Origin of the sequence: Niallia sp. FSL W8-0177 (assembly GCF_038006285.1) — a bacterium.
GTDB classification, from domain to species: domain Bacteria; phylum Bacillota; class Bacilli; order Bacillales; family Cytobacillaceae; genus Niallia; species Niallia circulans_A.
Map to the genome: position 1 here is coordinate 2,302,193 of NZ_JBBOUX010000001.1, position 20,196 is coordinate 2,322,388.

Genomic DNA, 20,196 nt, shown 5'->3' on the forward strand with positions numbered 1-20,196 from the left:
ACATTCTTATAGCATTTTCTCCAAAAACTCTTTGGCGCGGTCTGTTTTAGGGTTTGTAAAGAACTCAGCTGGAGGAGCATCTTCCACTACCACTCCACCATCTAAGAATAGAACTCTATTTGCCGCTTCTCTGGCAAAGCCCATTTCATGTGTCACAATAAGCATGGTAATTCCAGTGTTTGCGAGTGACTTCATTACCTCAAGCACTTCTTTAACCATTTCAGGATCCAAAGCTGACGTTGGTTCATCAAATAGGATTACATCTGGATTCATGGCAAGGGCACGTGCAATTGCCACTCTTTGCTTTTGTCCGCCTGATAAACGGCTAGGGTATACATGCGCTTTATCGGCAAGCCCCACTTTAGCAAGAAGCTCTTGACCCATTTTTTCCGCTTCACTCTTGCTTAGTCCCTTTACTTTGATTGGTGCATATGTCACATTTTGTAAAACCGTTTTATGCGGGAAAAGATGAAAATGTTGAAATACCATCCCAACGTTTTCTCTTATTCTTTTTATATTTGTATTTTTATCAGTAATATCCGTACCATCAATTATTACTTTTCCTTTTGTAGGTACTTCCAGTAAGTTAATACAGCGCAGAAAGGTAGACTTTCCTGAGCCAGAAGGACCAATAATCGTTACTACTTCGCCTTTTTCTACTTGCGTATTTATCCCTTTTAAAACTTGAAGAGAGCCATAAGATTTATGCAAATTTTCAACATTAATCACTTCTTCTCATTCTCCTTTCAACTGCTTTTGCCAATGTTGTCAGTATCATTACTAGAACGTAATAAATAAGGCCGGCAAGAATCATTGGCTCCAAGTATGCATATTTTTCGCCGCCCATTATATAAGCTCTACGCATAATATCTGTAACACCAATAACAGTAACAACAGCTGACTCTTTTGTTAAGGAAACAGCTTCATTGATTAATGCTGGAAAAATGTTCTTTAAAGCCTGAGGCAAAATTAAATCGAACATTGCTTGCCTAGGGGAAACACCTAACGCCATAGCAGCTTCTTTTTGGCCGCGATCTACTGCTAAAATTCCAGCTCGAATAATTTCTGAAATATAAGCAGCTGAATTTAAACCAAAGGAAAGAATTGCTGCAATAGCTGGCTCAATTTGGATACCAGTTAATTGTGGTACACCAAAATAGATAATCATTAATTGAAGAACAAGGGGCGTTCCTCTAAAAACTGATGTATAAATAGCAGCAATCCAGCTAAGCACTGGCAGCTTACTAAGTTTAAATATCGAAAGTATAATACCTAAAACAAAACCAATTATTCCTGCCACCACAACAATTTGCAATGTCACAGTGATTCCCTTTAACAAATATGGGAGAGAAGGAATAAATTGTTGGAAATCTAAGCCCATAACTATCTCAATCCTTTCTAAAAAAACGGGGGGATGTTTTTATCTATTATATAGCTTAAAAAACAAGAAAATGTTTAGGGCATATTCAGCCCTAAACTATCCCCCACATATACCTTTTCTTAGTTACCAAACCATTTTACAACTAACTTATCAATTTCGCCGCTATCTTTCATTTTCTTTAATTCAGCATTGAACTTTTCTGTTAGGTCACTGCCTTTAGGAAATGCAATAGCCGAACCAGCGTCTTCATTCGCTTCTTTCGCCGGGAAAGATGTTAATGTATCTTCTTTATTTAAATAACCTTTTGCAACAACATCCTCAATAATTGCTGCATCAAAACGACCTGCTTTAATTTCTTGAATTAATTGAGGAATACGGTCACGGTTCTCTACTGTAACTTTTACTGTTTTAGCGATTTCTTTTGCTGCATCTTCTTGAATCGATCCTAGTTGTACTCCAACCTTTTTCCCATCAAGATCTTGAACAGTTTTAATATTGCTATCTTTTGTTGTTACAACTAAGTCTTTTGCCGTGAAATAGACATCGCTGAAGTCAACATTTTCTGCTCTTTCCGGTGTTGGAGACATACCAGATAATACCAAATCCACTTTGCCAGATTGTAAGGCAGAAATTAACCCGCTAAAATCCATATCTTTCACTTGAATTTGGTAACCTAGCTTTTCGCTTAGTGCTTTGGCTAAATCAATATCAAAACCGATAATCTCATCACTTTTTGCAGTATCGATGTATTCAAATGGTGCATAATCTGCTGATGTTCCCATCACAAGTACTTTTTTATCAGCCGATCCATTTCCACTGTTTGAACCTTTTTCATCAGTAGAAGCGCCACATGCACTTAAAATGACTACTATAGACAACAGCATTAATGCTAATAATTTTTTCATCTTAAAATCCCCCTATACATACTTATGCTTTTATTCTCTATTAATATTAGTAGTTTGTTGCAAATTATTAGATAGTCTTTCAATTTATATTCATGCAACAATATGAATTTTAACACATGCTAATAATTATTCAATACAATTTATACAAATTCATCAAATGAAATACTATTCTGAAAAAATGTAATTTTCAAATAAATAATAAAGTTGGATAATTTCATGTCGCTAATTTTATCTAGTACACGTTTTTAATCTTTTTTCTTGCTGCAAAAAGCATTGCCAACTTCTATTTCCATAAAAAAACACCCTGAAAGCCAAATTTACTTTAACTTTCAAGGTGCAATATTATCATCAATAAAGCAAGCTTACTTTACTTCTGTGCAATATTCTTCGAATGCATTTTGTAGTTTTTCTACCACTTGCATAGGATCATGACCTTCAATTTCATGGCGTTCTACCATTTTAACAAGCTCACCATCTTTCATTAATGCAAAAGACGGAGAGGAAGGAGGAAAACCTGTAAAATATGAACGGGCTTGTTCTGTTGCTTCCTTATCTTGTCCTGCAAATACAGTTACTAATTGATCTGGCCTTTTTTTATAATGTAAAGAGTAACCTGCAGCTGGTCTTGCAATTCCACCTGCACATCCACATACAGAATTAACCATCACTAAAGTGGTACCTTTTTGGGATAATGCTTCATCTACAGCTTCTTTTGTTGTAAGTTCTTCGTAACCAGCCTCTACTATTTCTTGGCGTGCTTGACGGACAACATCATTCATGAATAAATTAAAATCAATATTCATCGTTTCGCTCCTTTTATGAAATATCTTCTTTTTACATTATTATAAAAAAAGTATTCATTTTCAATTTATTTGATTGCAAAACTTCTTTATTCATTACAGTCTTTAATATATTGGTGTTGTTTCCTCTGACGTTGTCTCTAATATTTCCTTGATTCTCTGAAGGAATCTTCCGCATATAAGACCATCTAATACACGGTGATCAAGAGACATGCATAAATTCACCATATCAGAGATCGCAATCATATTATCTTTAATAACTGGTCTCTTCACGATTGATTCCACTTGAAGAATCGCTGCTTGAGGATGATTGATAATTCCCATTGACTGAATGGAGCCAAATGATCCGGTATTATTAACAGTAAATGTGCCGCCTTGCATTTCATCAACTGTAAGCTTGCCTGATCTCGCTTTGTTTGCAAGTTCTGTAATCTCTCTGGCAATTCCTTTTATCGACTTTTCATCCGCATTTTTGATGACTGGGACAAACAGTGCATCTTCTGTCGCAACAGCAATGGAGATATTAATCTCTTTTTTCTGGATAATTTTATCGCCTGCCCAAGTCGAATTAATTTGCGGAAATTCTTTTAATGCACGCGCAACGGCTTTAACAAAGAAAGCAAAGAATGTTAAGTTATAGCCTTCTTCTTTTTTAAAGGAGTCTTTCACTTCATTTCTGTATTGAACCAGTTTGGTAACGTCCACTTCGATCATTGTCCAGGCATGAGGAATCTCGTGTTTACTCTTTACCATATTGTTAGCAATGGCTTTTCTTAATCCCGTAATTGGAAACTCCTTATCCCCTGCACTTGTTGGCACATTATGTACGATTGTTTCTCGTTGAGGAGCATGTTCAACTGTTCCATTAACAGAGCCTTTTTCTTCTGTTTTAACTTGGGGAATTCCTTCTTGGATTGCTTTTTGAACATCTTTTCTAGTAATTCTTCCCCCTGCACCTGTTCCAGTTAAAAGCGTTAAGTCAATTCCCGCTTCTTGAGAAAGGCGTAAAACAGCTGGTGAATATCTTGCCTTTTGACTTGTAGCAGCATCAGCTAGAGGTGCTTCAGTTTTTTCTTTCGATTCTGCTTTTACTTCTTTCTCTACCTGCGTATCGTCCCATTCTACTTCAATGGTACAAATTACTTCCCCTACTTCAAGTGTTTGCCCCTCTTCTGCAAGAAGTTCTTTAATGGTTCCCGAAAAAGAAGATGGAATTTCTGCATTTACTTTATCTGTCATTACTTCTGCAAGAGGATCGTATTTATTTACGACATCCCCTACAGCAACAATCCAATTACTAATTGTTCCTTCTGTTACACTTTCTCCTAGTTTAGGCATTGTTATCTTTTCAATCGGCATTCTTTTTCCCTCCTTGTTGTACGACTTAAAATTCTGCGAGCTTGCGCATTTCTGTTTCGACTTTTTCTGGTGTTACCAAGAAGAATTTTTCCATTGTTGGTGCATATGGCATTGCCGGAACATCTTCAGCCGCTAGACGCATAATTGGTGCATCTAAATCAAATAAGCAGTTTTCTGCAATAATTGCTGCAACTTCACTAATAACACTACCTTCTTTGTTATCCTCTGTTACTAGCAGAACCTTTCCTGTCTTAGAAGCGGCTTCAATAATAGCCTCTTTATCAAGTGGATAAACTGTTCGCAAATCTAAAATATGTGCAGAAATGCCATCCTCTGCTAACTTTTCAGCAGCCTGCAAGGCAAAATGGACACATAAACCATATGTGATGACTGTTATATCTTCGCCCTCACGCTTTACATCTGCTTTACCAATTGGTAACACATAATCTTCTTCTGGAACAAAACCTTTAATTAATCGATAAGCACGCTTATGTTCAAAGAATAATACCGGATCAGGGTCTTGAATTGCCGCTTTTAACAAGCCTTTGACATCATATGGTGTAGAAGGCATAACAATTTTTAGTCCTGGTGTATTAGCAAACATAGCTTCTACAGATTGAGAATGATAAAGCGCACCATGAATACCTCCGCCATATGGAGCACGAATAACAATTGGACAAGTCCAGTCATTGTTAGATCGATATCTTATTTTTGCTGCTTCTGAAACAATTTGATTGACAGCAGGCATTATAAAATCAGCAAATTGCATTTCGGCAATTGGTTTTAAGCCATACATTGCAGCTCCTATTCCTACCCCAGCTATTGCCGACTCCGCTAAAGGTGCATCTATTACTCGCTCTGCTCCAAATTGATCATACAGACCTGTTGTCGCTTTAAAAACTCCACCTTTTACTCCTACATCTTCTCCAAGAATAAATACTTTGTCATCCTTCTCCATTTCTTCCCGAATGGCTTGAGTTACTGCATCTATATAGGATATTACTGGCATCTTTCTGTTTCCCCCTTAATTCCCGTATACATATTTCAATGTATCTTCTGGTTGTGCATATGGTGCTTTTTCTGCATAATCCGTTGCTTCATTGATCACATCTGCCAATTTCTTATTTAACTCTTGATCCATTTCTTCAGTTAGTATTCCTGTAGAAAGCAAATACGCTTTAAAAGTGAATAATGGATCTTTTGCTTTAGCTTCTGTGATTTCTTCGCGCGCACGATAGCTGCTGTCGTCATCGTCAGAAGAATGAGGTGTTAAACGATAAGAAATCGTTTCAATTAAAGTCGGCCCTTCGCCTCTTCTTGCTCTATCAACCGCCTCTTTCGTCACTCGATACACTTCAATTGGATCATTTCCATCTACAGTGTATCCCGGCATGCCATAACCAATTGCACGGTCAGAAACATTTGCACATCCTAATTGCTTTTCAATTGGAACGGAAATCGCATATTTATTATTTTCACAAAGAAAAATAACAGGCAGCTTATGCACACCGGCGAAGTTGGCCCCTTCATGGAAGTCTCCCTGATTAGAAGAACCCTCTCCAAAGCTGACAAAGGTTACGAAATCCTTCTTTTCTATCTTCCCAGCTAAAGCAACTCCCACTGCATGAGGTACTTGAGTCGTTACTGGTGATGAACCTGTAACAATTCTATTTTTCTTCTGCCCAAAATGTCCTGGCATTTGTCTTCCGCCTGAGTTTGGGTCTTCTGCTTTCGCAAAGCCCGATAACATTATTTCCTTCGGTGTCATGCCAAAGGTTAATACAACACCCAGATCACGATAATATGGAAGCATGTAATCCTTTTCCCGATCGAAGGCAAATGCTGCTCCTACCTGGGCTGCTTCTTGCCCTTGACAAGAGATAACAAAAGGAATTTTTCCTGCTCTATTTAGTAACCACATTCTTTCATCAATTCTTCTGGCGAGGAGCATCTGCTCATACATTTCTAATACTTGATCATCCGTTAATCCCGCCTCTAAATGGCGATTATGAACCATTGTCATACTATTACCTCCTAATTGATTCATGTTTGTTCCCCCTATTTAGCTAGACATTATTTTTTGATTTCTTTATTAACCATGAATGGCTTTTCCTTCAACAGCAAGGGCTGCTTCTCCAATTGCCTCTGTCAGTGTTGGATGGGGATGAATTGTATTCCCAATTTCCCAAGCTGTTGCGTCTAGCACTTTGGCAAGAGCAGCTTCTCCAATAAGATCTGTTGCATGGGCCCCTATAATATGCACACCTAATAAATCATCGGTTTCTTGATCTGTAATTATTTTGACAAATCCATCTTGTTCTCCAAAAATAAGCGCTTTTCCAATCGCTTTAAAGGAAAATTTGCCTTTTTTAATCGTAAATCCAAGCTCAATTGCTTCTTCTTCTGTATATCCTACACTGGAAATCTCAGGACTTGTATAAATGCATTTGGAAACTGTTTTATAATCCAGTGGATGTGGTTTTTCACCGGCTATATGCTCCACAGCGATTATCCCTTCATGGGAGGCAACATGCGCAAGCTGTAATCCTCCTATACAATCACCAATTGCGTAAATATGTGATTCTTTCGTTTGATAGTATTCATTTGTTTGAATTTGATTTTGAACAACCGCAATGTCGGTATTTTCAAGACCAATTCCTTCTACATTTCCTATGCGGCCTACAGATACTAGCAGCTTTTCCCCTTCAAAGGACTTGGTCTCACCATTTTTTTCTGCTTGAATGATTACTTTATCCACATTCTTCTGTAAGGTTTCGGGAAGTACTTTAGCACCCGTTACGATCTGAATTCCTTTTTTCTTGAGAATTCTTTGTAATTCTTTACTGATTTCCTTATCCTCTGTTGGCACCAATCGGTCACTATATTCTAAAATAGTTACTTTCACATCAAAATCAGCAAGCATGGAGGCCCATTCAGCCCCTATTACTCCCCCGCCAACGATTATAATGGACGAAGGAAGTTTTTCCATTTGCAGCGCTTCTTCTGAACTAATGACAGTCGAACCATCAATCTCTAGGCCAGGTAAGCTTTTTGGCCGGGACCCTGTTGCAATGATTACATGTTTCGGAATCAGCATTTCGTTTTCTTCTCCATTATTCATTTCAACCGAAATAGTGCCTGGCATCGGGGAAAAAATGGATGGTCCCATTATTCTTCCATTTCCTTCATAAACATCAATTTTTCCTTTTTTCATTAAATACTGAACACCGCTGTGAAGCTGGCTTATAATGGTGGATTTTCTTTCTTGCACCCGATTGAAATCTAATCTTATATCTGAGGAAATAATTCCAAACTCCTCGCTTTTTTTCGCTGTTGCATAAACCTCAGCACTTCTTAATAACGCTTTACTTGGAATACAGCCATTATGTAAACACGTTCCACCTAATTTTCCTTTTTCAACCACTGCTGTCTTTAAACCTAATTGAGAAGCACGGATCGCTGCAACATAACCACCCGTTCCTCCTCCTAGAATGACAAGATCATATTCTTTAGCCATCTATCTTCACTCCTCTCTTTCCCCATATTCTTTTGGTCTCTCTTCCTTACGTAATACTCTTAAAACACCTTCTGCTAAAGATTGACGTTCGTTTTCACCTGGATATACCATTATATCTGCAATCCAATTAACACGTTCCATAATTAATTTTACAAAACGGTTACTATAGGCCAGTTCACCTGTCAGGATAATGGCATCTACTTTGCCAAAAAGCACGGTGCTCGCACTGCCAATTTCTTTAGCAATTTGATAAGCTAACGCCTCGTAAATAAGAATATTGGGATTATCTCGTTTACCAAGCTCTTCCTCTATGTCAAAAGAACCTTCAGGCACTTTATTAAGATAGGATTTCACTCCAGAATGATACAATAATTGATGCTTCATTTCTTCATATGTAAATTTACCTGAATAGCATAAATCAACTAAATCACCATGAGGCAAAGTACCAGACCGTTCCAAACTAAATGGCCCTTCCCCATTTAAACCATTATTGACGTCTATTACTTTTCCTTTTGCATGTGCACCAATTGTAATTCCATCCCCAAGATGGGCAATAATCAAATGTGCTTCTTCATATTTTTTGCCTAACTCCATCGCTGCTCGTCTTCCCGTTGATTTATGATTAAGTGCATGAAAAACACTTTTTCTTGTAATGCTCGGATATCCAGAAACCTTCGCAATATCGTCCATTTCATCGACAACAACTGGATCAACTATATAGGAAGGAATCTCTAAATGTTCAGCAATGTCATAAGCGATGAGGGCTCCTAAATTGGAAGGATGCTCTCCTCTTGTTTGAGCGAACAGCTCCTCCCGCATAGCAGCATTTATCGAATAAGTTCCACCATCGATCGGTTTAAGCAGCCCGCCTCTTCCACAGACAGCTGCCAATTTGGAAAGGTTGATTCCTTTATTTACTAAATAAGATAAAACCTCATCTGATCGATATTTATATTGAGCAACAATCGAAGGGAATTCTAGCAATTTATTGGAATCATGGTGTAAATCATCTACAATAATCGGAACTTCATTTTCATATAAGGCGATTTCGGTTTCTGCTGCCCGTGGGTTTATGACCAATATGCGATATTTCCTCATTTTTATAAGCCCCTAAAAAATTTAATTTAAATGATACTTATCCAATTTATAGTATAAATTACGGACTGACAGACCCAATGTTTTAGCAGTTAATGTTTTATTTCCATCTAGCTTTCTCAATGTCTGTTCGATAATAACTTTCTCGTATTTCTCTACCAGGTCAGATAATGTTTGATTGTCAGCATTGGCTTCCTCTTGAAATTCCGCTTGTTGCTTTTTTATTACCTGCGGTGGCGCGAGATGCTCTAATTTGAGCACGGTATCTTCTTCCTTAGCTTGTATCATCGAAAGCTGGAGGATTGCCTTTAATTCAAGGATATTCCTTGTATAACCATAATTTTTTAATGCCGTCTGTGCTTCTGGGTCAATATCAGTTATCCATCTTCCACTGTCTTCGTTCAACTCGATAAGAAAATGTTTTGCTAGCAGATAAATATCCTCTTTACGTTCCCTTAAAGGTGGTAAGTATATATTTGATTTCATTAATTCATCATAAAGCTCCTCTAAAAAATCCCCTGCCATTAGTGCTTTTTCTAGCTTAATAGGGGAGGAAACAATGAGGCGAAAAGATGATAGCTGCTTCTCTTCCAGTTCTAATTCCTTCAATCTTTTTAAAAGCAAGGTTTGTTCAGCCATCGATAAACAGGTAATATTTTCAAGATATACAGTTCCTTTTGATAAAGGGTTCTTTTTATTTAAAAATGCTCGTAACTGTTCTCGATGCTTCTGTGGACGAATCCGTCTAAATAGATGAAACTTATTTCCACCCCAATTATGAATGGCATTTGCAAGCATAAACTTACCAGTTCCCTCTTCTCCGCGGATAAATATAACCTGTTTACTCCCTGCTGCTAACTTTGCCTGTTCAATAGCAAAGTTCATGGATGGAGACTGATATATAAAATCATCAAACTGAAAGCTTTGTTCTAATCCTCGGATAATGGCTTTTGTCTGTTGAAGTTCCTTTTTTAACTGAGCCGTTTCTGTTTCATTATGAAGAATTTGCAAACAGCCCTTTAATTTTCCATCCACTATAATAGGTGTACTTTTTACCGTTAAACATAAGGTGCCTGTCTGAATGATTATTTCTGCATCTCTTCTTGTTTGAATAACTTCTTCTCTATTTTTTTTCATTAATTGATGATTATTTTGCTGATCAAGAAGCACAGCCAATTCTTTATATGACGAATTTTGCATAACAATATGACCAAATTCATCTACTACAACATAGGCTTCTGCACTTTTTTGCAAAAGCAATGTTAGCAGCATTTGAAGGTTATCTTTATCTATCCAATGTCTTTTTTGAGTCTCTTCTTGTAATACCGCTACAGCACCGATTATACTATTATCTTTTCCTATCAATGGATAACGGGAAATAAGAAGATAATCCGTTTCAGAAACAGCAAACTTTTTCTGCTCCTCTATTCTTTTCGTATGTAATACTCTCATCATCCCACTGTTAGGGATAACGGATAAAATATGCTGGTCTTTTTGAAGTGAATATTGGTTCTGCATCAAACTTTGCGCACTTTTATTGAAATAAGAGATAAGTCCGCAATTATCTACTATAATTACGCCTTCCTTTATTTCATCAAAAAGCGTATAAGAGGTTGACTGTATCATTCGATCAATCATTCGCACACTTCCCATCTGTCTATCCGTGCAATTTATTTCATATCTATACTATACCTACTCCCTAAAAATTATGCAATTTTTTTCCCGTTTTCTTTTATTTCTGAAAAGTAGAAAGGTTATGTCTGTTTAAATATTTTGAGACGCTGACTCATTGAGGGGGAATATTCAAATAGTTGTTTAAGAATTCTTTTCTTGCAAAAAAAGGTTTTCCGCCTCTTCTCTATATTAGAGATTACAGCAGAAAACCCATTTTTTATGATTGTGTCAGGACAGTTCGTGCAATAATTGGCTCATCTGTAATAATGGCAGATATTCCAGCATCCATTAATGCTTGCATCGTTTTCGGATTATTTACCGTATATGCCCTAACTTTAATATTATTTTTTTCTGAGGTTTTTATTATCTCTGGATTTATCCGTTTATAATTAGGGTGAAATCCTTTAGCATTTATAGCATTGGCATAAATCCAAGGCTGATAAATTCCATCAGACAACAAAGGAGCTGTTTCAATTTCTGGGGCGATGCGATAAGTATGTACAAGACTATAATGATTAAAGGAGGAGAAAATAATTCTTTTTTCAAAACCATATTTGCGGATGAGCGCAATCGTTTTCTCTTCCATTCCTTCATATGCAACCTTGTTATTCTTCATTTCAATATTGCAGATTATGTCATTATCTTGCATCCAATCAAATAACTCGATTAATGTGGGAATAGGCTCATTTTCGGCCTGCTTAAATCGATGTCCTGCATTAAATGATCTTAAATCCTTATAACTGAATGCTTGCACATAGCCTGAAGCATCCGTTGTTCGATCAACCTTTTCATCATGGATGATGACTATTTCTCCATCCTTAGACATTTGAATATCAATTTCAATCCCATCAGCCTCTGCCTTTTCTGCCTCGATAAAAGCCTTCATTGTATTCTCCGGATAATGTGCCGAAAAACCTCTGTGTGCAAATATTTTCGTCATAACAAAATCACTTCCTTATGTAGAACTTCATTATATAAAGCCATTTACATAATGTTTTGGTTAGATGAAAAAAACAGGCCCTAACCTAAGTCAGAGCCTGTATTACTTTTGTTAAATTAGTTTTTTACTACGTTAGCAGCTTGAGGTCCGCGTTGACCTTCTTCTATGTCAAAACTTACTTCTTGACCTTCGTCTAAAGTTTTGAAACCTTCAGTTTGAATAGCGCTGAAATGTACGAATACATCTTGTCCTTCTTCTGTTTCGATGAATCCAAAACCTTTTTCTGCGTTAAACCATTTTACTTTACCTGTAGCCATTTCTTGTTTCCTCCTATGTGCTTTATGCACAAATGTATTACTATCCTTGCTCGTAGTAAAAAATAAAGAAATATGTATTTCTCAACTATTTTCTAAAGAACAAAAATAAGTCTCCTTAATAGTAACAGGTTAATCTGCAGAAAGCAAATCTTTGAACGATTATTTTTCAATTTTTTAAAATAAATTCCTTATTTTGGATTAATCAGTTAAATAATCGCGGGAATATAACTATATGGGCGTGTTTTTTATTCTAGCTATTTAAAGCGCTTCATTTTCTTGCTTTTTAGTATTTTGTTGTCCCCATTGCTTTTTGTTCCTATTTGCTTCCCTTCTTGAAAAAATTTTATAGGAAATCCCTAATCCCTCTCGAATACATGGTAACATTAATCTAAAGCAAGAATGGCTAAAATAGACTAGGCTGTTATATTAAAACATAATCCAATTAAGTAACAGAGAGGTACCATTATGTCTAGGATTGACGAAATAGAGGATGCTGAAATTTTATATTATGTATATAATTTAAACTGGCTATTACCTAAAGAAAATCAAGAGATAGCAATTGACTTTCTAATTAATTTGCCTCCAGATAAAGCCGATATGATTATCCCTAAATACGGGAAAGAGTGCTGGGAAAATAGTGTTAGGGTTATTAAAAAAATAGGATATCCAAACAATAAAAAAGCTTTACCTAAATTAGCAAGATTATTACAAGATAGAAATTGGCCAGGTTCTCTTGAAGCAATTGAGCTTTTTCGTGAACTCGGAAAAGCAATAGCTACCCCTTATATAGAACAAGAGTGTATTTCAGCATGCAAACAAAAGGATTTAGACTTGCTAGAGAATTTATTTTTTGCTTGTAATAGCTTAAATTATAGCGAGAATGATTTCAAACATAAAGATAGTTATAGATCCATGAAAAAAAGTGCTGAATCACTTTAATAGAGTAATAAATCTGTTTAAAGAGCCACTCCCCCCTAGGACACAAAAAGGTTGTTTTTCAACTTTTTAGGTCCTTTTATTTTCTTACTTATACTCAACAAAAACAAACCCAATAAATCGTTTGATTTATTGGGTTTGTTGGTAAAAATTTATTGGTTTAAATCCAAAGAGAAAGTTTATTTTTTACATATTGGTGGGTTTTACCGTTTCTCTAAAACCCACTCATAACCAGCAGCCCCTAACCCTCTCAAGAAGCCTTATGCTCCAGCCTTAATTTATCTGCCACAATCGCAATAAATTCTGAGTTAGTTGGTTTTGCTTTGGACATGCTGACAGTGTAGCCGAACAAGGATGAGATGGAGTCGATGTTGCCTCTGCTCCACGCCACTTCAATAGCATGACGGATTGCCCGCTCGACACGGCTTGCTGTTGTATTAAATTTCTTCGCGATATCTGGATACAATACTTTTGTAATGGATCCTAATAATTCGATATCATTATAAACCATGGAAATGGCTTCGCGTAAATAGAGGTATCCTTTAATATGGGCAGGAACACCAATCTCGTGAATAATACTTGTAATGCTTGCGTCCAAATTCTTCGTTTTTGGTTCTTGTGTTTTGAAAGAAGAAGAAGATTTTCTGACAAATCCGGTTGTTTTGCCACTTACTTGACGAATATGGCTTGCTAAATACTCCATATCAAACGGTTTTAAAATAAAATAAGAGGCACCTAATTCAACCGCTTTTTTTGTAACATCTTCTTGACCAAAGGCAGTTAACATAATCACGTTAGGCATAGGTTTATTCATTTGGCGCATTCTTTCTAATACGGCTAAACCATCTAAATGAGGCATGATAATGTCTAGCACCATCACGTCTGGTTCTAGCTGCTCTACTAGCTCTAGACACTCCTGGCCGTTATGGGCAACACCAATTACTTCCATGTCGTCCTGAGCATCTATATACTCTTCCAATAATCCTACCAGTTCACGATTGTCATCCACAATGCATACTTTTATTTTCTTCAACGATTGTTTCCTCCCTCAATCCAAATGTCTCTAATTTTATCTATATTTTTATTCTAAATGACATTTTCGACAAAGCAACCAAAAATCCTTTGATTTTATAAAAAAAACTTAAAAAATAGGAAAAACCCCATTATTTCTCTCATTTTCTCACGTTTTCGACTGATTTCGATATCCTTCATATTTTTGTCGAAAAATCTTTACGACTTTATTATACACAACACATGGCTATAGAAAAAGCAATCAAGTGACTTATCTTCCATATACCCAAACAATTTTATTTGGAAGAAAAAATTATGGCTTTTTTATGAATATTTTCTTGTTGGGATACAACTTTATGCGGTATTATTAAAGTTGGACACAAAAACGTCTAGTTTTTTTGTTTTTACATTTATCTGCATAAAACAGATAAAGCTTGCACAAATTTATTAAGTATTTGTGTTTTCATTTTCCCAAAGTATAGAAAGGATTTTTTTATGGAGAACGTCACTAAGGAAAACAACACTTATAAAATACTATGGAAGCTAACGAGACCGCATACGTTAACAGCTTCTTTTGTACCAGTTTCCATTGGTACGGTATTATCTTTCCCTCATGCCTCAACAAAATGGGGTTTATTTTTTGCCATGATGTTTGCTTGTTTGATTATTCAAATCGCAACCAACTTATTTAATGAGTACTATGATTATGTAAGAGGAATTGATACTGCAGATTCAGTAGGAATAGGCGGAGCAATTGTTCATCATGGGATGAAGCCAAAATTAGTTTTAAATATGGCAATCAGCCTATATATAATTGCACTACTTTTAGGTATTTATATTTGTTCTAATACTTCTTGGTGGATTGCATTAGTCGGCATTCTCGGCATGGCGATTGGCTATTTATATACAGGAGGTCCGCTTCCAATAGCTTATACACCTTTTGGAGAAGTTTTTTCTGGCATATGTATGGGATGTATCTTCATCCTTATCTCTTTCTTTATCCAAGCAGGTCACATTAGCGAGGAGAGCATCCTTATTTCTGTTCCAATCGCTATTCTAATTGGTGCGATTAATTTATCGAATAATATTAGGGATATTGAAGAGGATACATTAGGTGGCAGAAAGACGATTGCTATTCTTATCGGCTTTAACAAAGCGGTTAATCTACTTGCGGCATTATTTATCTTATCATACCTCTGGATTATTATTTTCGTTGCTCTCGGCTTCTTTAGTCCTTGGCTATTAATCGTACTGCTTAGTTTCAAAAAGCCATTAGATGCCATTAGGGGTTTTAAAGGAGATCGAAGCCAAACACCGATTGCCATGAAAAACACTGGTTTAACAAACACCATGTTTGGATTATTTATCACGGTTGGTTATTTGTTAGATTTCATTATGCAAAATGCGTAGTAGTAGTAATGTCTCATGTAAAAGGATTGTCGATTCATCCTTTTACATGAGACATTTTATTTTTTATGATGCTTTTTGCTCTTTTTCATAAATATCGATTCCTGCCTCATTTAACATCCATTCAATGTGAACCCCATATCCGCTTGTCGGATCATTTACAAATACATGGGTTACAGCTCCGATGACCTTGCCATCTTGAATAATTGGACTTCCGCTCATTCCTTGTACAATACCGCCTGTTTTGCTTAATAATTCTTTATCTGTCACTTTGATGACTAATCCTTTTGTCGCAGGATACTTTTGAGGGACAGAGCTTACTACTTCTATATCAAATAGCTTCACCTGATCATTATCTACAACCGTTAAGATTTGCGCTGGCCCTTCTTTTACTTGGTCTGATAACGTTATGGGCATTGGCTTATCCATTATGCCATTTTTAATTTGTTTATTTAATACACCAAATATTCCAAAAGGACTATTTGTTTTAATATCCCCGATTATTTCTTTATCTTCTGAAAATCTTGCTAATTTTTCACCAGGATTTCCATTACTTCCTTTTTCAATACTTGTTACAGTTGATCTTAGTACTTCTCCATCATCCACAACGATTGGTTTTTTTGTATCCATATCTGAGATTACATGTCCTAACGCTCCATATTTCATGGAGTCTGGGTGATAGAAAGTCATTGTTCCAATCCCAGCTGCTGAATCCCTTATATAAAGCCCTAATTTATATGTGTTATCCCCTTTTTCTTTTAGGGGCATCAACTTGGTTTTAAACTCCTCTTTCTCTCTTTTTACAACTAAATCTAAAGGTTTGTTTCCTTCGCCTGCTTCTTGAACAAAAGGTGCTACATCTGCCATTTTTTCTATTTTCATGCCATTTATTTCGACTATCATATCGCCAACTTTTATCCCAGCCTTTTCACCAGGTGATTGCTTTCCTTCTTCTGTATTAACCTGATGGTGCCCTACCACCAGTACGCCAACAGTATTTAGTTTCACCCCAATGGACTGACCACCGGGAATTACTTTAAAGTCTTTAAGAACATTCACATCCACTTTTTTTATTGGAATACCTGCAAGTTCAAGCATCATCTCATCTTTCCCACTAACTTTTCCTTGCAAAGAAAATTTCCCTTTTTCTTGACTTAATGCAACAACCGAATCTTCGTCTGCTACATTTGCTGTCACAGAAATCGCCTCACTATTGTTGATCTCCATTGATTGTCCTTCAAACAATGTAATGCTTTTTGGGATATGAAGATATTCTTGAAATGATTGATTACATACTAAAGATATTAATGAAACAAGGAGAATCCCACCAATTATTTTTCTAAGGATATCACTTTTCAATTCACTTCACTCTCCTCGCTTCTTTTCACCACTACTTCTCCGGCTACATTTATAAGTTTGCCTGTAACAGCATCATTTATAACTGTTAAAAATTTTAAATACCTACCCATAATGGATAATCTTTGCAATTAGTTTCCCATGCACCATTAAATAGACAACTCTTCATAAGAATAAAATAAACCTCTGCACATATACAGAGGTTTTACGTGTCTATATTTTATTCTTAGCTTTTTGCGCTAATTTTAACAGTTCTTTTGCATGTTTTTTTGTTAATTCCGTAATTTCCGCTCCTGAAATCATTCGTCCTATCTCTTTTACCTTATCTTGCTGCACTAATGGTGTTACAGACGTAGATGTGCGGCCATCTTCAATTTTTTTAGCGATAAATAGATGGGTATCTGCCATTGCTGCCACCTGCGGCAGATGGGAAATACAGAGCACTTGAGAATCAACCGACACATGGTGGATTTTCTCAGCGATTGCTTGTGCTACTCTTCCACTCACACCGGTATCAACCTCATCAAATATGATGGATGTCACTCCTTGATGCTTAGAGAAAATGCTTTTTAAAGCTAGCATCATTCTGGAAAGCTCTCCACCGGAAACAATTTTGGATAGTGGTTTTAATGGTTCTCCAGGATTTGTAGAAATGTAAAATTCCACTTCGTCTATCCCTTTTTTCGTAACATTATTCTCATCTGCATGAATTCTTACTTCAAAAACAGTCTTTTCCATGTAGAGTTCTTTTAATTCTTGATGAATACTATCTGTGAGACGAAGAGCCGCTCTCTTTCTTAAGGCAGTCAATTCCTTTGCTTCCACTAAAAGATCTTTCTTAAGAGAGGCTAACTCCCTTTCCAACAAATCGATATGCGTTTCTTTGTTTTGTAATGTTTCTAATTCTTCCTCGATTTTCGCAGCATACTCTAAAATCTCTGCTACTGTTTTTCCATATTTACGTTTTAAGGTATTGATTTCATTCAGTCTTGTTTCAATCTCATTAAGCCTTTCGGGATCATATTCCAGGTAATCTAAAGCGCTTCTCATCTGTCTTGCAATATCCTCTAAAATATAATAGCTATTGGAGACAGATTCAGCCATTTCCTTATATTCGGTGTCTAAGCTTGCAGCTTCCTCCATATTTCCCATAACCTCGCCAAGCCAGTCCAGCCCCTTTTGTTCTCCTCTTAGGGCAGTATAACCTGTTTGTATGCTATCATAAATTTTCTCGAAATTGCTTAATTTCTTTCTTTCTTCTAACAGTTCATCATCTTCGTTGATTTTCAAATGAGCACCTTCAATTTCATTGAACTGAAACTGTAGTAAATCAAGTCGTTGGGCCATTTGCTGTTCATTTTCTGTTAAATTCATAAGTTTCTTTTGAGTTTGTGTATAAGATCGATAAATTTCTTCATATTCTTCTAAAACAGGAGCTAATTCTCCCATTGCAAAAGTATCCAGCAACTGTAAATGCTTTGTTTCATCCATTAATTCTTGATGTTCATGCTGACCGTGAATATCAATTAAAGTGGAACCTATTTCTCTTAATACGGCGATTGTGATAAGCTTGCCATTTATCCGGCAGACACTCTTACCAGATAAAGCAATATCTCTTCTTAATACAATAGCACCCTCATCTATATCGATACCAAACTCATTCATTTTTTGAAAACAGGGATGACCGTCTTCTATATAAAATAGCCCTTCTATTTCTGCTTTTTCTTCTCCATGCCGAACAAATTCCGCCGAACCGCGGCCGCCAACTAATAAATTGATTGCATCAATAATGATAGACTTTCCTGCGCCCGTTTCACCAGTTAATACAGTCAGCCCCTTTTTAAAGGATATGGATAGACTTTCAATGATTGCAAAATTTTTAATCGATAATTCACTTAGCAATTAATGTCCCCCCAAATTAAAGCATATCAAGAAAACGATCACTAATTTTCTTGCCATCATCTGCAGTGCGACAAATAATTAGACAGGTATCATCTCCACAAATCGTCCCCAATATTTCATCCCAATCAAGATTATCAATTAATGCTCCAATCGCTTGTGCATTACCTGGCAACGATTTTAGAACAAGCAAATTTTCAGCTGAATCGATTTTCACAAAGGAATCCATTAACATTCTTTTTAATTTTTGTAATGGATTAAAGCGCTGATCAGCTGGTAAGCTATATTTATATCTGCCATCCTGAAGTGGCACTTTCACTAAATGCAGCTCTTTAATATCTCTTGATACAGTAGCTTGTGTTACATTATATCCAGCACTTTTCAGTTCATCTACTAATTCATCTTGTGTTTCAATATCATTATTTGTAATGATTTCTCTTATTTTTATATGCCTCTGGCCCTTATTCATATATTCCATCCTTTATCATTGGTTATCATTTTTATTTCCTTATGTATCACTTTTTATTAAAAGTATTTGTTCCTTATCATACGTTCATTCGATTTTTTTAGACAAGCTTCCTTTTATCTATTTTACCGTGTTTGTTCGTCTTTTTACAAGAACAAAGAAAACAAAATACATTTCCGCTCTATCTTTATTCATGCTAGACAAGCCAAAAAAGGGTCAGCCTGCATGGAGAACCTTTCTATTAGCATCCCACGCACTAATAGTTCTCTTGCTGCAGTCAAACCCTTTTACATAGCTTATTCTTCCGTTTCTTTTTTTGCTTTCAATTCGGAATGTGCCGCTTCTACCGTCTCTTTTATTTGATAATAATGCGTTTTTTCCTCTGCACATTCATCCCAATAGAGGTGAAGTAAAAATTCAATATTACCATCTCCGCCGGTAATTGGTGAAAATGAGAGGTTTTTAACGATATATCCTTCTTTTATAGAGAAATCAATAATTTTTTCTAAAACAGATTCATGAACTTTACGGTCTCTGACAATTCCTTTTTTCCCAACTTGTTCTCTTCCAGCTTCAAATTGTGGCTTCACTAAAGCAATAACATCACTGCCGGAAACTAATAATGTCTTTAGGACTGGTAAAATTAGCTTCAGAGAAATAAAAGAAACATCAATCGAAGCAATATTCGGCATCTCGCCTTTTAAATCGACAGGAGTTACATAACGAAAGTTGGTTCTTTCCATGACAATCACACGTTCATCTTGTCTAAGCTTCCATGCTAATTGATTATAGCCTACATCCAATGCATAAGATTGTTTCGCACCATTTTGCAGGGCACAATCCGTAAATCCTCCAGTCGAGGAGCCAATATCAAGTAAGACTTTATCTTTCATATCAACATCAAATATTTTAAGTGCCTTTTCAAGCTTTAAGCCACCTCTTGACACATATTGAAGCGTCTTTCCTTTAACAGATAACTTAGAATCTGCATTTATTTTTTCACCGGGTTTATGTAGTCTATTCTCTTCACAGTAGACTATTCCAGCCATTACAGCTCTTTTTGCCTTTTCCCTTGTTTCGAATAAACCTTGCTCAACTAATAATACATCAATTCTTTCTTTCTTCATGAATGC

19 protein-coding genes are annotated in these 20,196 nt (G+C 36.2%); 2 read left to right on the forward strand and 17 right to left on the reverse strand.

The window, feature by feature from the left end:
- Positions 1 to 6: 6 nt before the first annotated feature.
- The 12 genes from NST77_RS11420 to NST77_RS11475 all read right to left on the reverse strand — a co-directional run bounded on the left by NST77_RS11420 (position 7) and on the right by NST77_RS11475 (position 11,988).
- On the reverse strand, positions 7 to 729 hold the full coding sequence (locus tag NST77_RS11420) for an amino acid ABC transporter ATP-binding protein (RefSeq protein ID WP_163186073.1): 723 nt from the start codon (positions 727 to 729) through the stop codon (positions 7 to 9).
- Positions 722 to 1,381, reverse strand: coding sequence for an amino acid ABC transporter permease (locus tag NST77_RS11425; RefSeq protein WP_095332885.1), 660 nt, complete (start codon positions 1,379 to 1,381; stop codon positions 722 to 724). The genes NST77_RS11420 and NST77_RS11425 overlap by 8 nt, the downstream gene beginning before the upstream one ends.
- A 119-nt stretch (positions 1,382 to 1,500) precedes the next feature.
- Positions 1,501 to 2,286: a transporter substrate-binding domain-containing protein gene (locus NST77_RS11430; RefSeq protein ID WP_163186070.1), complete on the reverse strand. Its 786-nt coding sequence runs from the start codon at positions 2,284 to 2,286 to the stop codon at positions 1,501 to 1,503.
- A 362-nt stretch (positions 2,287 to 2,648) separates the two neighbouring features.
- The gene (locus NST77_RS11435) at positions 2,649 to 3,089 is read right to left on the reverse strand and encodes a BrxA/BrxB family bacilliredoxin (RefSeq protein WP_095332881.1); all 441 of its coding nucleotides are present in this window, start codon (positions 3,087 to 3,089) and stop codon (positions 2,649 to 2,651) included.
- A 102-nt stretch (positions 3,090 to 3,191) separates the two neighbouring features.
- Positions 3,192 to 4,445, reverse strand: a complete 1,254-nt coding sequence (locus NST77_RS11440) for a dihydrolipoamide acetyltransferase family protein (RefSeq protein ID WP_163186067.1) — start codon at positions 4,443 to 4,445, stop codon at positions 3,192 to 3,194.
- A gap of 25 nt (positions 4,446 to 4,470) precedes the next feature.
- Positions 4,471 to 5,454: an alpha-ketoacid dehydrogenase subunit beta gene (locus NST77_RS11445; protein WP_047941108.1), complete on the reverse strand. Its 984-nt coding sequence runs from the start codon at positions 5,452 to 5,454 to the stop codon at positions 4,471 to 4,473.
- Between the two features lie 15 nt (positions 5,455 to 5,469).
- Positions 5,470 to 6,462 carry a thiamine pyrophosphate-dependent dehydrogenase E1 component subunit alpha gene (locus tag NST77_RS11450; protein WP_163186097.1) on the reverse strand — a complete coding sequence of 331 codons (993 nt, stop codon included), beginning with the start codon at positions 6,460 to 6,462 and terminating at the stop codon, positions 5,470 to 5,472.
- 75 nt (positions 6,463 to 6,537) lie between these two features.
- Entirely contained in the window at positions 6,538 to 7,962 is a 1,425-nt protein-coding gene (gene lpdA / locus NST77_RS11455) for a dihydrolipoyl dehydrogenase (RefSeq protein WP_163186064.1), read from the reverse strand.
- Between the two features lie 6 nt (positions 7,963 to 7,968).
- On the reverse strand, positions 7,969 to 9,060 hold the full coding sequence (gene buk, locus NST77_RS11460; RefSeq protein WP_341122982.1) for a butyrate kinase: 1,092 nt from the start codon (positions 9,058 to 9,060) through the stop codon (positions 7,969 to 7,971).
- 21 nt (positions 9,061 to 9,081) lie between these two features.
- On the reverse strand, positions 9,082 to 10,695 hold the full coding sequence (locus NST77_RS11465; RefSeq protein WP_163186058.1) for a sigma 54-interacting transcriptional regulator: 1,614 nt from the start codon (positions 10,693 to 10,695) through the stop codon (positions 9,082 to 9,084).
- Positions 10,696 to 10,948: 253 nt separating this feature from the next.
- Positions 10,949 to 11,671 carry a glycerophosphodiester phosphodiesterase gene (locus NST77_RS11470; protein ID WP_163186055.1) on the reverse strand — a complete coding sequence of 241 codons (723 nt, stop codon included), beginning with the start codon at positions 11,669 to 11,671 and terminating at the stop codon, positions 10,949 to 10,951.
- Positions 11,672 to 11,787: 116 nt separating this feature from the next.
- Positions 11,788 to 11,988: a cold-shock protein gene (locus NST77_RS11475; protein ID WP_047941113.1), complete on the reverse strand. Its 201-nt coding sequence runs from the start codon at positions 11,986 to 11,988 to the stop codon at positions 11,788 to 11,790.
- Between the two features lie 465 nt (positions 11,989 to 12,453).
- On the opposite strand from NST77_RS11475, the gene NST77_RS11480 reads away from it, so the two are divergent.
- On the forward strand, positions 12,454 to 12,927 hold the full coding sequence (locus NST77_RS11480) for a hypothetical protein (RefSeq protein ID WP_341122983.1): 474 nt from the start codon (positions 12,454 to 12,456) through the stop codon (positions 12,925 to 12,927).
- Positions 12,928 to 13,174: 247 nt separating this feature from the next.
- Here the strand turns inward: NST77_RS11480 and spo0A are convergent, their stop codons facing one another.
- On the reverse strand, positions 13,175 to 13,957 hold the full coding sequence (gene spo0A, locus NST77_RS11485) for a sporulation transcription factor Spo0A (RefSeq protein ID WP_047941117.1): 783 nt from the start codon (positions 13,955 to 13,957) through the stop codon (positions 13,175 to 13,177).
- Positions 13,958 to 14,430: 473 nt separating this feature from the next.
- Here spo0A and NST77_RS11490 point away from each other — a divergent pair, with 473 nt between their 5' ends.
- Positions 14,431 to 15,345: a 1,4-dihydroxy-2-naphthoate polyprenyltransferase gene (locus tag NST77_RS11490; protein WP_095332869.1), complete on the forward strand. Its 915-nt coding sequence runs from the start codon at positions 14,431 to 14,433 to the stop codon at positions 15,343 to 15,345.
- A 63-nt stretch (positions 15,346 to 15,408) separates the two neighbouring features.
- On the opposite strand, the gene spoIVB is transcribed toward NST77_RS11490, so the two are convergent.
- From spoIVB to NST77_RS11510, 4 genes are all read right to left on the reverse strand, one after another.
- Positions 15,409 to 16,701: a SpoIVB peptidase gene (gene spoIVB, locus NST77_RS11495; protein ID WP_341122984.1), complete on the reverse strand. Its 1,293-nt coding sequence runs from the start codon at positions 16,699 to 16,701 to the stop codon at positions 15,409 to 15,411.
- A 210-nt stretch (positions 16,702 to 16,911) separates the two neighbouring features.
- Complete coding sequence (gene recN / locus NST77_RS11500) at positions 16,912 to 18,600, reverse strand: DNA repair protein RecN (protein ID WP_123257905.1); 1,689 nt, start codon at positions 18,598 to 18,600, stop codon at positions 16,912 to 16,914.
- A gap of 16 nt (positions 18,601 to 18,616) precedes the next feature.
- Positions 18,617 to 19,066 (reverse strand): transcriptional regulator AhrC/ArgR, encoded by a 450-nt coding sequence (gene ahrC / locus NST77_RS11505; RefSeq protein ID WP_047941121.1) that lies wholly within the window; start codon positions 19,064 to 19,066, stop codon positions 18,617 to 18,619.
- 293 nt (positions 19,067 to 19,359) lie between these two features.
- Positions 19,360 to 20,190 carry a TlyA family RNA methyltransferase gene (locus NST77_RS11510; protein WP_341122985.1) on the reverse strand — a complete coding sequence of 277 codons (831 nt, stop codon included), beginning with the start codon at positions 20,188 to 20,190 and terminating at the stop codon, positions 19,360 to 19,362.
- Positions 20,191 to 20,196 lie beyond the last annotated feature (6 nt).